Genomic DNA, 14,855 nt, shown 5'->3' with positions numbered 1-14,855 from the left:
GAGGAGGGCGACGTGATCGTACGGATCATGGGGGAGGGGCAGGTGAAGCTGGACGACGCCCACTTCACCGAACTGAACAAGCTGGACGACGAACTGCTCCAGGAGATGGAGAGCGGCGACGAGCAGGGCTTCCGCCGCACCCTGAACGCCCTCCTGGAAGCGGTCCGCCGCCTGGGCACCCCGCTGCCGGACGACGCCCTGGAACCATCGGAACTGATCCTGCCGTCCCCGGACGCGAGCCTGGCAGAGGTCCGCGAGATGCTGAACGACGACGGCTTGATCCCAGGGTGAATCTTTTGGCCCGTCTGGGGGTCCTCCCTGCTCGAAGAGCTTGTGTACGACCGGGGAGTTTGAGGACGAGGCCGTCAAGGCCGACTGGCGGGGGTCTGGGGGCGGCGGCCCCCAAGGACGGGAAGGGCAGGGGCGGCGGGGGCGCGACACCCGTTCCGCACCCCCCACCGGCCCCGTACCCTTCGCTGACGTGAGCACCCTCCAACGCACCCGGGACGGCCTCCGCGCCCACCCCCTGGCCCTGGACGCGATCCTCGCCCTCGGCGTCCTCGGCTGCATGGTGGCCGGCTCCTTCGTCGACCCCCACGGCGACGGCGGCACGACATGGAGCGCTCGCACCCCCGACGCCCTCAGCCTCACCCTCATCGTGCTCGGCGCGGCGGCCCTGGTGTTCCGCCGCCGCAACCCCTTGGCCGTCCTCGCCGTCTCGGCCGCCCTCTCCCTCGTCGAACTCGTCACCGCCGACCCCCGCGCCCCCGTCGCGATGTCCGCGGTGGTCGCCCTCTACACCGTCGCCGCCACCACCGACCGCCCCACCACCTGGCGTGTCGGCCTGCTCACCATGACGGTGCTCACCGGCACCGCCATGCTCGCCGGCCCCCTCCCGTGGTACGCCCAGGAGAACCTCGGCGTCTTCGCCTGGACGGGCATGGCCGCGGCCGCCGGCGACGCAGTCCGCAGCCGCCGTGCCTTCGTGCAGGCCATCAAGGAGCGCGCCGAGCGGGCGGAACGCACCCGCGAGGAGGAGGCCCGCCGCCGCGTGGCCGAGGAGCGCCTGCGCATCGCCCGCGACCTGCACGACGTCGTCGCCCACCACATCGCCCTGGTCAACGTGCAGGCGGGAGTCGCCGCCCACGTCATGGACAAGCGCCCGGACCAGGCCAAGGAGGCCCTCGCCCACGTCCGCGAGGCCAGCCGCTCCGCGCTCAACGAACTCCGCGCCACCGTCGGCCTGCTCAGACAGTCCGGCGATCCCGAGGCACCCACCGAGCCCGCCCCCGGCCTCGCCCGGCTCGACGAACTCGCCGACACCTTCCGCAACGCGGGCCTCCCCGTCGAGGTCGCCCGCGCCGACCACGGCACCACGCTGCCCGCCGCCGTCGACCTGGCCGCGTACCGCCTCATCCAGGAGGCCCTCACCAATGTGCGCAAGCACGCGGGCCCCGAGGCGAAGGCCGAGGTCAGCGTCGTACGCGTGGGGTCGAACGTGGAGATCACGGTTCTCGACAACGGCGCGGGCGCGGACACCGGGGCCGAGGCCGCCGGGCCCGAGGGCGACGGCGGACACGACGAACACGATGGACACGGCGGGCACGGACTGCTCGGCATGCGGGAGCGCGTCACCGCCGTCGGTGGCGCCCTGACCGCCGGTCCCCGCTACGGCGGCGGCTTCCGGGTCCATGCGATCCTGCCGCTGAAGAACCGTGCGACGACCGCGGCGGAGATCGCGTGACCGCCGCCCAGGGAGGGCCCCCATGACCATCCGCGTCCTGCTCGCCGACGACCAGGCGCTGCTGCGCAGCGCCTTCCGCGTGCTCGTCGACTCGGAGCCGGACATGGAGGTGGTGGGCGAGGCGTCCGACGGCGCCGAGGCGGTGCGGCTGGCCCGGGAGCAGCGCGCCGACGTCGTCCTCATGGACATCCGGATGCCGGGCACCGACGGCCTCGCCGCGACCCGTCTGATCAGTGCCGACCCCGACCTCGCGCATGTCCGCGTGGTCATACTGACGACCTTCGAGGTCGACGACTACGTGGTGCAGTCGCTGCGCGCCGGGGCGTCCGGCTTCCTGGGCAAGGGCTCCGAGCCCGAGGAGCTGTTGAACGCCATCCGGGTCGCGAACGGCGGCGAGGCGCTGCTCTCGCCCGCCGCCACCAAGGGGCTCATCGCCCGCTTCCTCGCCCAGGGCGACGGCGACGAGGGACGCGACCCGGCGCGCTCCGACCGGCTGGGCACGCTCACCGGTCGCGAGCGTGAGGTCCTCGTCCAGGTCGCCGGCGGGCATTCGAACGACGAGATCGCCGAACGCCTGGAGGTCAGCCCGCTGACGGTGAAGACGCACGTCAACCGGGCCATGGCCAAGCTGGGCGCCCGTGACCGGGCACAACTGGTGGTGATCGCCTACGAGTCGGGGCTGGTGCGCGCGAGGGCGGAGTGAGCGGGGGCCACCCCCGGTACCGCGGTGGGTGTAGTGATCTCCACCGGGCCGTACTGCGCCCGCAGTAGGCGCCATACAAGGAAATGGACCTCGGGGCTACAAAACGGTGTCCGCCGATGGCTCAGGGTGTAGGGGCAGGCGCTCATATGCGCCCCCGACCCTCCGCTCGGCCACAGAGAGAGACACCGACCCATGTCCTGGCTGTCACGATTCAGCCTCGCGCAACGGGCCCTGACAGCGCTGATGTCGATCGTCGCGCTCGTCTTCGGGGCGATCGCGATCCCGCAGCTCAAACAGCAGCTCTTGCCCACCATCAACCTGCCCGTGGTGTCCGTCCTGGCGCCCTATCAGGGCGCGTCCCCGGATGTGGTCGAGAAGCAGGTCGTCGAGCCCATCGAGAACACGCTCAAGGCGGTCGACGGCATCGAGGGCGTCACCTCCACGGCGAGTGAGGGCAACGCCGTCATCATGGCGTCGTTCGAGTACAGCGACGACACCAAGCAGCTCGTCGCCGACGTCCAGCAGGCCGTCAACCGGGCGAGGCTCCCGGACTCGGTCGACCCGCAGGTCGTCGCCGGTTCGACGGACGACATGCCGACCGTCGTCCTCGCCGTCACCTCGGACAAGGACCAGCAGGCGCTGTCGGACCAGCTCGACCGGACCGTGGTGCCCACGCTGAAGGACATCGGCGGGGTCGGACAGGTGACCGTGGCGGGCGTACGCGACCTACAGGTCACCGTCACGCCCGACGACGCGAAGCTGGCGCGGGCCGGACTGACCACGGTCGCGCTCGGCCAGGCCCTGCAGGCGGGCGGCGCGACGGTCGCCGCCGGCTCCTTCGACGAGAACGGCGGCAACCGCACGGTCCAGGTCGGCGGCGGCTTCACCTCGCTGCGGCAGATCGAGGACCTGATGGTCACGGGCCAGGCCGGCAAGAAGCCCGTGCGCCTCGGTGACGTCGCCACGGTCAGTCAGCAGGAGGCCAAGGCCGACTCCATCACCCGTACGGACGGCAGGCCCAGCCTCGCCGTGACCGTCACCATGGACCACGACGGCAGTGCGGTCGCCATCTCCGACGCGGTCAAGGACAAGCTGCCGGGCCTGCGCGAGGACCTCGGCTCCGGCGCCACCATCACCGTGGTCAGCGACCAGGGGCCGGCGGTCTCCAAGGCCATCGAAGGTCTGACGACCGAGGGCGGGCTCGGCCTGATCTTCGCGGTCCTGGTGATCCTGGTCTTCCTGGCGTCGGTCCGCTCCACCCTCGTGACGGCGGTCTCGATCCCGCTGTCGGTGGTCCTGGCGCTGATCGTCCTGTGGACGAGGGACCTCTCCCTCAACATGCTCACGCTCGGTGCGCTGACCATCGCCATCGGCCGGGTCGTCGACGACTCGATCGTGGTCCTGGAGAACATCAAGCGGCACCTCGGCTACGGCGAGGAGCGCCGGCGGGCGATTCTCACCGCGGTCGGCGAGGTGGCCGGAGCGGTGACCTCCTCCACGCTCACGACGGTGGCCGTGTTCCTGCCGATCGGCCTGGTCGGCGGCATGGTGGGCGAGCTGTTCGGCCCGTTCTCGCTGACCGTGACGGCGGCACTGCTGGCCTCGCTGCTGGTGTCGCTGACGGTCGTACCCGTCCTGTCGTACTGGTTCCTGCGCGCCCCGAAGGGCACGCCCGGGGACGCGGAGAAGGCCCGCCGCGCGGCGGAGGAGAAGGAGGCCAGGAGCCGTCTGCAGCGCTTCTACGTGCCCGTGCTGCGCTTCGCGACCCGCCGCCGCCTCACCAGTGTGGCGATCGCGGCGGTCGTGCTCGTCGGCACCTTCGGCATGGCGCCCCTGCTGAAGACGAACTTCTTCGACCAGGGGGAGCAGGAAGTCCTCACCATCAAGCAGAAGGTGAAGCCGGGTACGAGCCTGGCGGCGACGGACGCCTCGGCCCGGAAGGTCGAGAAGATGCTCGCCGGGGTGAAGGGCGTCAAGGACTACCAGGTCACGGTCGGTTCGTCCGGCTTCATGGCGGCGTTCGGCGGTGGCACGGACACCAACCAGGCGTCCTACTCGGTCATGCTGGACGGCTCGGCGAAGTTCGCGGACGTCCAAAGCCGCATCGAGGACGGCCTGGCCGACCTCTCCGGGATCGGTACGACCACGGTGTCGGCCGGTGACGGCTTCGGCAGCCAGGACCTGAGCGTGGTGGTGACGGCGCCCGACGCGGACGGGCTGCGCAAGGCGGCCGCGAAGGTCCGCTCCGAGGTCGCGAAGCTCAAGAACGTCACGGACGTGACGAGCGACCTGGCGCAGAGTGTGCCGCGCATCTCGGTCAAGGCGAACTCCCGTGCGGCGGCGGCCGGTTTCGACAACCAGACGCTGGGCGCGGTGGTCGCCCAGGCCGTGCAGGGGACCACGACCGGCAAGGCGATTCTGGACGACACCGAGCGGGACGTCGTCATCAAGTCGGCCAAGCCGGCGCAGACGCTGGACCAGCTGAAGAACCTGCGCCTCGGCGCGGTGAAGCTGGGCGACATCGCGACGGTGAAGCTGGTGGACGGCCCGGTCTCCATGACCCGGATCGACGGCCGGCGGGCGGCGACGATCACGGCGCGGCCGACGGGCGTGGACACGGGCGCCGTGAGCAGGGACCTCCAGTCGAAGATCGACGCGCTGAAGCTGCCGGCGGGCGCGGAGGCGGAGATCGGCGGTGTCTCGCAGGACCAGAGCGACGCGTTCAAGAACCTGGGCCTGGCGATGCTGGCGGCGGTGGCGATCGTGTTCATGCTGCTGGTCGGGACGTTCCGCAGCCTGGCCCAGCCCCTCATCCTGCTCGTCTCCATCCCGTTCGCGGCGACCGGCGCGATCGGCCTCCTGGTCGTCACGGGCACTCCGATGGGCGTGCCGGCGATGATCGGCATGCTGATGCTGATCGGCATCGTGGTGACGAACGCGATCGTGCTGATCGATCTGATCAACCAGTACCGGAAGCAGGGGTACGGCGTGGTCGAGGCCGTGGTGGAGGGTGGCCGTCACCGCCTCCGCCCGATCCTGATGACGGCGTTGGCGACGATCTTCGCGCTGCTCCCGATGGCGTTGGGCGTCACGGGTGAGGGCGGCTTCATCTCCCAGCCGCTGGCGGTGGTGGTGATCGGCGGCCTGATCACCTCCACCCTCCTGACGCTGCTTCTGGTTCCGACGCTCTACACGATGCTCGAACTCCGCAAGGAGCGCCGCGCGAAGAAGCGGGCGGCGAAGCAGGCCGAGAAGGGCGGGGCCGCGCCCGAGCCGGCGTCGGCTTCGGACGAGCCGGAGCCCGCGGCCGTGTGACGAACCGTGTGATGCACGGCGGCCGGGTCACGAATCCCCCACAGGGGTTCGGGGCCCGGCCGCCGCTTTCTCTCCGTTACGTATCCTGTGGCCTCGAACGGATCTTCGGGGAAAGGTGATGGGCTGTGCCGCTGCACAGGGACGACCCGAAGTCGGTCGGCGGGTACAGACTGGTCGACCGGCTCGGGTCCGGCGGCATGGGGGTCGTCTACTGGGGCAGGTCGCGGTCCGGGCGCGACGTCGCCGTCAAGGTGGTGCACGCCCAGTACGCCGAGAACGCCGTCTTCCGCGCCCGGTTCCGGCAGGAGATCGAGGCCGTCCGCAAGGTGAGCGGTGCCTTCACCGCACCGGTCGTGGACGCCGATCCGGAAGCGGCGCGGCCCTGGATGGCCACGCAGTACGTGCCCGCCAGCTCGCTCGCCGAGCGGCTGCGCGATCACGGCCCGCTGCGCGGCACCGAGCTGCGGCGGCTGGCGCTGGGGCTGGTGGAGGCGTTGCAGGACATCCACCGGGCCGGGGTGGTGCACCGGGACCTGAAGCCGGCCAACGTTCTGATGGCGGAGGACGGTCCCCGCGTGATCGACTTCGGTATCTCCCGCGCGGCCGAGAACCACAAGACCCTCACCGAGACCGGCCAGATGATCGGCACCCCGCCCTTCATGTCCCCGGAACAGTTCACCGACGCCCGTACGGTCGGACCCGCCTCGGACGTCTTCTCGCTCGCCGCGCTCCTGGTCTTCTCGGCCACCGGACGCGGCCCCTTCGACGCCGACAGCCCGTACATGACCGCCTTCCGGGTCGTCCACGAGCCGCCCGGACTGGACGGCGTACCGGGGCCGTTGCGCGCGGTCCTGGAGCGCTGTCTGGTCAAGGACGCCGCCGACCGGCCTCAACTGGACGTACTGGCCAAGGAGTTCGCCGAGGCCCTGCCCGAGCCCGACCCCATGGACCCGGACACCACGACCCTCCGCGTGGCCGACTTGAGGACCTTTGAGGAGACCTACGCCGGGACCGGCCACGCGGCGCCCGGAAAGGTCACTCGGTCCGGGCTCACGCGAGGCCGCAGGGTCCGCCCATGGCTGGTGGTGGCCTGCACGGTGGGTGTACTGGCCCTGGGGACGGGGTGGTACATACGGTTCGGGCCGGGCTTCTCGGACGGTGCCCCGGCGGTGAGTTCCGACGCGTCCGCGAACTCCCGATGGGCGGCCGTGCCCACCGGCTGGCAGCCCTGGCAGACGACGATGTCCGAGACCGCACAGTCGGGCGAGGTCAACCCGCTGGTGAAGGACAGCGCGGACGCGGGCGACGCCACCTGCCAGACGTACGAGAACGCGGTCTACTGCGCGGGCAACAACATCCTCCCGGTCCGTCTGGACGGCAGTACCGGCGCCACCGTCTGGCGCTCCGCGCTCGCGACCTCCGCCGAGGGCGCGGACTCGGCGCGGGACAACTTCGAACTCCTCGGGGTGCGGGACGGCACGATGCTCCTCCAGCACTACGTCTACGGGGCTGACGGGGGCACGAAGGCCAGCATCGTAGCCCTCGACACCGAGAGCGGCGAGCAGCTGTGGGACCGCCGGCGGAACAACGTGACCGTCGACCAGATCGTGTCCGGTGACCTCGTCCTGACCCCCGACCTCAGCGGTCGGCTGGTGACGGCCCGTTCCCCGTACACCGGTACCGACAGCTGGACCACGCAGTTGCCCTCCGGCGACTACTGCCAGTTCGCGACGGAAGGCTCCCGCCTGTACGCGCACTGCTTCCCGGACGACGAGACCAAGGACGCCGTACTCCTGGAACTGAACAAAGCCAACGGATCGGTGCTCCGGCGTCTGAAGACCCCGAACGCGAGCGGCCTGCTCGGTACCGTCGGCGGCCGGCTGGCCTTCGTGGTCGGCGGCGACTCGGGCCCGGCGCGCCCCGAGGATTTGAAGTTCGGCGAGATCTGGCTGCTCGACCCGGACACCGGCGCCGCCACCACGACGAAGCTGACGAAGACCTACGACGGCTCGGTGCGGCTGGCCGCCGACACCCTGTGGATCACCGGGGCCAACGGCCAGGTGACCGCCGTTTCCCCGCTGACCGGCAAACAGCTGTGGCAGACCCGGACCGGCGTCGAGGGCTCGGGACAGCCCACGTACGACCCCCGCACCCGCACCCTCTACCTGGCCAGCACCAGCGGCCGGGTCGCCGCCCTCGACACCCGCAAGGGCAAGCTCCTGTGGGAAACGGGCGCACACGCCGACCAGCTCGCGAGCGGTGACGTGACCAAGTCGAAGGTGCTGCTGTACGACGGCGCACTGATCGTGAGCACCCCGGACGGCACGGTCTTCTCCCTCGACCCCGCGCACCCCGAGCGGAAACCCGTCTCGGGGTGACGGCGGGGCGGGACGAGGGTTACGGCAGCGCCAGCATCCGCTCCAGCGCCAGCTTCGCGAACGCCTCCGTCTCCTTGTCCACCTCGATGCGGTTGACCAGGTTGCCCTCGGCCAGCGACTCCAGCGCCCACACCAGGTGCGGCAGGTCGATGCGGTTCATCGTCGAGCAGAAGCACACCGTCTTGTCCAGGAAGACGATCTCCTTGCCCTCCGGAGCGAAACGGTTCGCCAGTCGGCGGACCAGGTTCAGCTCGGTGCCGATGGCCCACTTGGAGCCGGCCGGAGCGGCCTCCAGCGCCTTGATGATGTACTCCGTCGAACCGACGTAGTCCGCCGCGGCCACGACCTCGTGCTTGCACTCGGGGTGCACCAGCACGTTCACCCCGGGGATACGCTCGCGCACGTCGTTCACCGAGTCGAGGCTGAAGCGGCCGTGCACCGAGCAGTGGCCCCGCCACAGGATCATCTTCGCGGCGCGCAGTTCGTCGGCCGTCAGCCCGCCGTTCGGCTTGTGCGGGTTGTAGACGACGCAGTCCTCCAGCGACATGCCCATGTCCCGCACCGCGGTGTTGCGGCCCAGGTGCTGGTCCGGCAGGAAGAGGACCTTCTCGCCTTGCTGGAACGCCCACTCCAGGGCCCGCTGCGCGTTCGACGACGTGCAGATCGTGCCGCCGTGCTTGCCCGTGAACGCCTTGATGTCGGCGGACGAGTTCATGTACGAGACCGGCACGACCTGCTCGGCGATCCCCGCCTCGGTCAGCACGTCCCAGCACTCGGCGACCTGCTCGGCCGTCGCCATGTCCGCCATGGAGCAGCCGGCGGCGAGGTCCGGCAGCACGACCTTCTGGTCGTCGCTCGTCAGGATGTCCGCCGACTCGGCCATGAAGTGCACACCGCAGAACACGATGTACTCGGCCTCCGGCCGCGCCGCCGCGTCCCGCGCCAGCTTGAAGGAGTCGCCCGTGACGTCGGCGAACTGGATGACCTCGTCGCGCTGGTAGTGGTGGCCGAGCACGAAGACCTTGTCCCCGAGCTTCTCCTTGGCCGCGCGGGCGCGCTCCACCAGGTCCGGGTCGGACGGCGAGGGCAGGTCACCGGGACACTCGACGCCCCGTTCGCTCCTCGGGTCGGCCTCACGGCCGAGCAGCAGGAGAGCGAGGGGCGTCGGCTGTACGTCGAGCTCCTGGGTCTGGGCGGTGGTCACGACACGCACCCTTTCTGTTCTGCGGCTCGCCGACCCGGAAACGGGTCGGCGGGACATGCGGGACAAAGCTTCTCGTCGAATTGACGCTATCTATCATAACTGGTTCACGTCAGTTTGACGATGCCCATAGCGTCGATGTGACGTGAATCCCGGCGGGCACGCCCACCCCGTCGCGCTCCCCTCCGCCGGGCGTACTCCGGACGACACGGCGGTCTCCGCGGGGTTGTCCACAGGCCGCTGTGCGTGCTGCGGCGCATGTGCGAGCATGAAGAAGAAGCCATGCGAGCATGAAGAAGAAGCCAAGGGCGAAACGCACGCTCGGCCCGGAATGAATCCGCGGCCACGCCGGTTGCACTCGTCGGCAAGCAGTCTCCGTACAACCCGGGAGAGATGTAGATGTCCGTACAGGACGAGACCACCACCGTCGCCGACGGCATCATCCTGACCGACGCCGCCGCGGCCAAGGTCAAGGCCCTGCTCGACCAGGAAGGCCGTGACGACCTGGCGCTGCGTGTCGCGGTTCAGCCCGGCGGCTGCTCCGGCCTGCGCTACCAGCTCTTCTTCGACGAGCGCTCCCTCGACGGCGACGTGGAGAAGGACTTCGGCGGAGTCAAGGTCGTCACCGACCGCATGAGCGCCCCGTACCTGGGTGGCGCCACCATCGACTTCGTCGACACGATCGAGAAGCAGGGCTTCACCATCGACAACCCGAACGCGACGGGCTCCTGCGCCTGCGGCGACTCCTTCAGCTGAGCCCCGCACCGCTACCGGTAACGGGTAAGCGTACGAAGGCGGCGCCCCCCTCCGATCGGGGGCGCCGCCTTCGCGCGTTCCTGGATGCCTCCTACCGGGGCTGCTTCGCCCCCGCCCCACCGGTGGAGGCCTTCGGCAGCGTGCTCGCCGTCTCCTTCGGGATCGGCTTGCCGTCCGAGCCCACCACCTGGCGGTCGCCCAGCGGCTCCTTCAGACGCAGCGTCTCGTGGTAGACCTTGGCGATCATGATGCAGACCCTGTCCGGCCAGGGCGTCTCGGTCACGGTCACCGTCACCTTGGCGGAACCCTCGCTCACGGACGCCGCGTAGTCGGCGCACACCCCGCCCTCGTAGGCGATGGTGAGGTCCTTGCCGTCGGCGGTGTAGCCCATCACCTTCACATCACGCTTCGTCGGCGCCGAGGACGGCTGGTCGCCCGGAGCGCTGGTGCGCGGGCTCGGCGTCGCGCTCGGCTGCCCCGGCGGCTGGGGCGCGGTCAGATACCGCGGTTCGATCGCGGGGTGCGTCACCGTGAAGTCGTCCCCGGTCCCCGCCCCCGTCGGCTTCACCTCGAACAGCCACGACGGCACCAGCACCGCCTTGCCGTTCACGGAGTGCCGGGCCAGCCCGAACACCGCGCCCTTCACGGTCGCCGACGCCCGCTTCGGGACCGTGGTGGACGCCCCGCACGGCGCCTCGTCCCGGTCCTTCAGCGGTACGGGGCTGGCGCAGCCGCCGATGCCCTTGCGGCCGTACGACGGGGTCGCGCCGTTCATCAGGTCCAGGGTCTTCTTCGCGCCGAGGACGGGGTACGTGGCACCCTTCAGCGGCGCCTTCAGGTTGCCGCTGCCGTTGAGGACCTTGCCCTCCGAGCTGATCTGGAGGCCGGTCGTCCAGCCATACGTCGGCAGTCCGCCCACCTCAGGCTCGGCGTTCACCACCCGTACCCGGTCCAGGAGCTGGGACGCGTCCAGCTTCGCGTCGTCCTGGCCGACCGCCTTGAGCACGGGAGCGGCCGCCTTCTTCGCCGCCTCCTCGCTCACCGGGCCGGGCCGCACGCCCGCCATGCCGGACCCGATCGGCCGGCACATCTTGCCCCTGGGGCAGTTGTCGGTGCCCGGCACGTACGAGCTGAACGTCCAGGTTCCGGGGGCGTTCCTGTTCACCCGCAGATTCGGCTGGGCTCCGTCCTTCGTGGCGCCCACCTGCCAGGTGTCGCCGACGAGCCTCGGCGTGCCGCTCAGGTCCAGGGCTTCGGCGAGCCGGGCCACCTCGTCCCGCGTCACCTCGCCCTTCGCCCAGTACACGGGCGCCGACTTCGGGCCGTCGGGCAGCTTGCCCGCCGCGGTGTACGTCGTTCCGTACGGGTTGGGCTCACCCACCGCGATGCCCGGCGTGCCGCCCTCGCTGTAGCCGTCGAGGACCAGCGCCGGGGGAGTGCCGTCACCGCCCGGCGTCGAGGAGCCGCCCGAGCCGCCGGAGGCGGTCGCCGCGAGATACGCCCCGCCGCCCCCGACCAGCAGGACCGCGGCCGCGACCGAGGCGACGACCACCGGGGAGCGCCGTCCGCGCGGCACGGAGCCGTCCGTTTCCTCGGTCGCCTCGGTGACCTCGGTGACCTCGGGGGCGTCACTCGCGTCGTCGGGTCGCTCGGTGTTCACCGCATCGCTCCTTCGGCTCCACTGCTGTCCCAGGAGACCCCGCCCTGCCCGAGAAGGCCTTAGAAGGGTCGTACACCGCCTCCCCTATACGGGGGACGGCGATGGGACGCAGCGGGGGAGCGCACGGTTCCCCTCTCTTTGGCTCGTTCGCCGGCGCGTGGTCCGCGAGGGCGCGGGGTCCGCGCGCGGTCAGTCCCCGTAGTCGGACATCGCGTCCAGGAGGCGGGCGGAGGCGGGAGGCACCGTGACCCCGTGGATCAGGGACGGCGGGACCGGCAGGGAAGCGGTCTCCGCCGGCGCGGCCCAGTGCGGAGCCATGCGGGCACTGTCGCCGGGCAGTGACGCCAGATCGCCTTCCAGGTCGAGCGGGGTGGTGCCGTGGACCTCGAGCTTCGTCATAGGGGAACCGTAGGCACGCTGGAGCCCGCGAAGAAAGATCTACTATTGGGTAGTTTCGCTTGCTTCAGTGGCTCGGTCCGAACCGGTAGCGTGAACTGTCAATCCCCCTCCTCCACAGGAGCGTGTCCTCGCCGTGCGTATCGCAGTCACCGGCTCCATCGCCACCGACCACCTCATGACCTTCCCCGGCCGTTTCGCCGACCAGTTCGTCGCGGACCAGCTGCACACGGTCTCGCTGTCCTTCCTGGTCGACCGCCTCGACGTACGCCGCGGCGGGGTGGGCGCGAACATCGCCTTCGGCATGGGCCAGCTCGGCACCAAGCCGATCCTCGTCGGCGCGGCCGGCTCGGACTTCGACGAGTACCGGGCGTGGCTGGACCGCAACGGCGTGGACACGGCCTCCGTACGCATCTCGGAGACCCAGCACACGGCCCGTTTCGTGTGCACCACCGACGCCGACCACAACCAGATCGGCTCCTTCTACACCGGCGCGATGAGCGAGGCCCGGCTCATCGAGCTCAAGACGGTCGCCGACCGGGTGGGCGGGCTCGACCTGGTGCTGATCGGCGCCGACGACCCGGAGGCGATGCTGCGCCACACGGAGGAGTGCCGTTCCCGGGCCATTCCGTTCGCCGCCGACTTCTCGCAGCAGATCGCGCGCATGAACGGCGACGAGATCCGGATACTGCTGGACGGGGCGACCTTCCTGTTCTCCAACGAGTACGAGAAGGGGCTCATCGAGACCAAGACCGGCTGGTCCGACGCCGAGATCCTGGCCAAGGTGGGCCACCGGGTGACCACGCTCGGCTCGCGGGGCGTGCGCATCGAGCGGTCCGGTGAGGACCCGATCGAGGTCGGCGTGCCCGAGGAGACCGCCAAGATCGACCCGACGGGTGTGGGCGACGCCTTCCGCGCGGGCTTCCTGTCGGGCCTGGCCTGGGGCGTCCCGCTGGAGCGCGCGGCCCAGATCGGCTGCATGCTCGCGACGCTGGTCATCGAGACCCTGGGCACCCAGGAGTACACGCTGCGCCGCGCCCACTTCATGGACCGTTTCACCAAGGCGTACGGCGACGAGGCCGCGACCGAGGTCAAGCAGCACCTGGTCTGACCCCGGGGCGGCGACCCCGAGGACGTACCGAGGGCCTGTCGTCGAACTCCCGCCCGCCAGGCGGGCGGACGACGGGAGTTCGACGACAGGGCCTAGGAGAGCCGGCGGACCACGTAGGCGGAGCCCCGTTCCGCCGGTTCCTCCCCCACGTACTCCTGCTCCCGCATCTCGCACCACGCCGGGATGTCCAGGCGGGCCGCCTCGTCGTCCGCCAGGACGCGGACCGTCCCGCCCACCGGCACGTCCGCGAAGACCTTCGCCAGCTCGATCACCGGGATCGGGCAGCGCTTGCCGAGGGCGTCCACGACGAGGGCGTCCTCGTGCGCGGCCGTACGCGGGGAGGGCGCGCCGAGCTTCTCGCGCACACCGGCCACCGCATCCGGCAGCACCGAGAGGAACCGGTCGACCTCCTCCGCCGGCGTCCCCGGCGGCAGCGACACCCGGACGTTGCCCTCGCTCAGCACCCCCATCGCCCTCAGTACATGGCTCGGGGTCAGCGTGCTGCTCGTGCAGGACGATCCGGACGACACCGAGAAGTCCGCACGGTCCAGCTCGTGCAGCAATGTCTCCCCGTCGACATAGAGACAGGAGAAGGTGACGACCCCGGGCAGACGACGGACCGGGTCCCCCACCACCTCCACATCGGGGACCAGTTCCGGCACCCGCGCCCGGATTCGCTCCGTCAGCTCCCGCAGCCGTCCCGCCTCCTCGGCCGCCTCCGCCCGCACCGCCCGCAGCGACGCCGCGGCCGCCACGATCGCCGGGATGTTCTCGAACCCGGCTGCCCGCCCCGACTCCCGCTCGTCCACGGGCCCTTGAGGCGCGAACCGAACCCCCTTGCGCACCACAAGGAGCCCGACGCCCGCCGGACCGCCCCATTTGTGCGCACTGGCCGTCAGTACCGACCAGTCGCCCTCCACCGGACCCCAGCCCAGCGACTGCGCCGCGTCCACCAGCAGGGGCACCCCGGCCGCCCGGCACACGGCGGCCACCTCGGCCACCGGCTGCACGGTCCCCACCTCGTGGTTGGCGGACTGGAGGCAGGCCAGCGCGGTGTCCTGGCGCAGTGCGGCCTCGTAGGCCTCGGGAGTGACCGCGCCCGCGCGGGAGACCGGCACCCGCGTCACCGTCCCGCCGTCCGCCTCGAACACCTCCGCCGAATGGAGTACCGAGGAGTGTTCGACCGCTGACACGATCAGGTGACGTCCGACCCGGCGACGGCCCGCCAGCACCCCCTCGATCCCGGAGTGCACCGCCCGCGTACCGGACGGGGTGAAAACCAGCTCGTCCGGGCGGCAGCCCACCGCCTCGGCGGCCGCCTCGCGTGCCGCGTCCAACAACAGCCGCGCCCGCCGCCCCTCGCGGTACAACCGAGCGGGATCGGCCCACCCCTCGTCCAGTGAAGCCTGCAGCGCCTGGCGGGCAACGGGATGAAGGGGAGCAGCGGAAGCAGCGTCGAAGTAGGCCACACAGCAACGCTAAACGCCCTGAAGGGGCGCGACGAACCGCGCGACCGACCAGAGACCCCCGCACCCGCCAAGCAAGCCGCGTTCCCGAGCTATTAGGCGACCCGGGGTGACCCGCGGCGCGT

11 protein-coding genes are annotated in these 14,855 nt (G+C 70.9%); 7 read left to right on the top strand and 4 right to left on the bottom strand.

The genetic code is table 11. The features are described 5' to 3' along the window. Positions 1–12 precede the first annotated feature (12 nt). From pspAA to Q2K21_RS26965, 5 genes are all read left to right on the top strand, one after another. Entirely contained in the window at positions 13–291 is a 279-nt protein-coding gene (gene pspAA, locus Q2K21_RS26985; RefSeq protein ID WP_310775933.1) for a PspA-associated protein PspAA, read from the top strand. 190 nt (positions 292–481) lie between these two features. Further along, positions 482–1,744 carry a sensor histidine kinase gene (locus tag Q2K21_RS26980; protein WP_310775931.1) on the top strand — a complete coding sequence of 421 codons (1,263 nt, stop codon included), beginning with the start codon at positions 482–484 and terminating at the stop codon, positions 1,742–1,744. A gap of 22 nt (positions 1,745–1,766) precedes the next feature. Continuing rightward, positions 1,767–2,447, top strand: coding sequence for a response regulator transcription factor (locus Q2K21_RS26975; protein ID WP_310775929.1), 681 nt, complete (start codon positions 1,767–1,769; stop codon positions 2,445–2,447). 192 nt (positions 2,448–2,639) lie between these two features. Further along, positions 2,640–5,762 (top strand): efflux RND transporter permease subunit, encoded by a 3,123-nt coding sequence (locus Q2K21_RS26970; protein WP_310775926.1) that lies wholly within the window; start codon positions 2,640–2,642, stop codon positions 5,760–5,762. A gap of 125 nt (positions 5,763–5,887) precedes the next feature. Then, positions 5,888–8,140: a protein kinase domain-containing protein gene (locus Q2K21_RS26965; RefSeq protein ID WP_310775924.1), complete on the top strand. Its 2,253-nt coding sequence runs from the start codon at positions 5,888–5,890 to the stop codon at positions 8,138–8,140. A gap of 19 nt (positions 8,141–8,159) precedes the next feature. Here Q2K21_RS26965 and nadA read toward each other — a convergent pair whose 3' ends face one another. Then, positions 8,160–9,344, bottom strand: coding sequence for a quinolinate synthase NadA (gene nadA / locus Q2K21_RS26960; protein WP_310775922.1), 1,185 nt, complete (start codon positions 9,342–9,344; stop codon positions 8,160–8,162). Positions 9,345–9,740: 396 nt separating this feature from the next. On the opposite strand from nadA, the gene Q2K21_RS26955 reads away from it, so the two are divergent. Further along, a complete protein-coding gene (locus tag Q2K21_RS26955; RefSeq protein WP_310775920.1) occupies positions 9,741–10,097 on the top strand; it encodes an iron-sulfur cluster assembly accessory protein in 357 nt (118 codons plus the stop codon). A 91-nt stretch (positions 10,098–10,188) separates the two neighbouring features. Here the strand turns inward: Q2K21_RS26955 and Q2K21_RS26950 are convergent, their stop codons facing one another. Beyond that, positions 10,189–11,757: a hypothetical protein gene (locus Q2K21_RS26950; protein WP_310775918.1), complete on the bottom strand. Its 1,569-nt coding sequence runs from the start codon at positions 11,755–11,757 to the stop codon at positions 10,189–10,191. A 189-nt stretch (positions 11,758–11,946) separates the two neighbouring features. Further along, a complete protein-coding gene (locus Q2K21_RS26945; protein WP_310775916.1) occupies positions 11,947–12,156 on the bottom strand; it encodes a hypothetical protein in 210 nt (69 codons plus the stop codon). A 133-nt stretch (positions 12,157–12,289) separates the two neighbouring features. On the opposite strand from Q2K21_RS26945, the gene Q2K21_RS26940 reads away from it, so the two are divergent. Continuing rightward, entirely contained in the window at positions 12,290–13,264 is a 975-nt protein-coding gene (locus Q2K21_RS26940) for a carbohydrate kinase family protein (protein ID WP_310775914.1), read from the top strand. Between the two features lie 92 nt (positions 13,265–13,356). On the opposite strand, the gene Q2K21_RS26935 is transcribed toward Q2K21_RS26940, so the two are convergent. Then, the gene (locus Q2K21_RS26935) at positions 13,357–14,733 is read right to left on the bottom strand and encodes a cysteine desulfurase/sulfurtransferase TusA family protein (RefSeq protein WP_310775912.1); all 1,377 of its coding nucleotides are present in this window, start codon (positions 14,731–14,733) and stop codon (positions 13,357–13,359) included. Positions 14,734–14,855: the final 122 nt, after the last annotated feature.

The sequence above is a fragment of the Streptomyces sp. CGMCC 4.7035 genome (assembly GCF_031583065.1).
Taxonomy (GTDB): Bacteria; Actinomycetota; Actinomycetes; order Streptomycetales; family Streptomycetaceae; genus Streptomyces; species Streptomyces yaanensis.
Note: the sequence above shows the minus strand (reverse complement) of the source record. Positions and strands in the feature narration are given on the sequence as shown.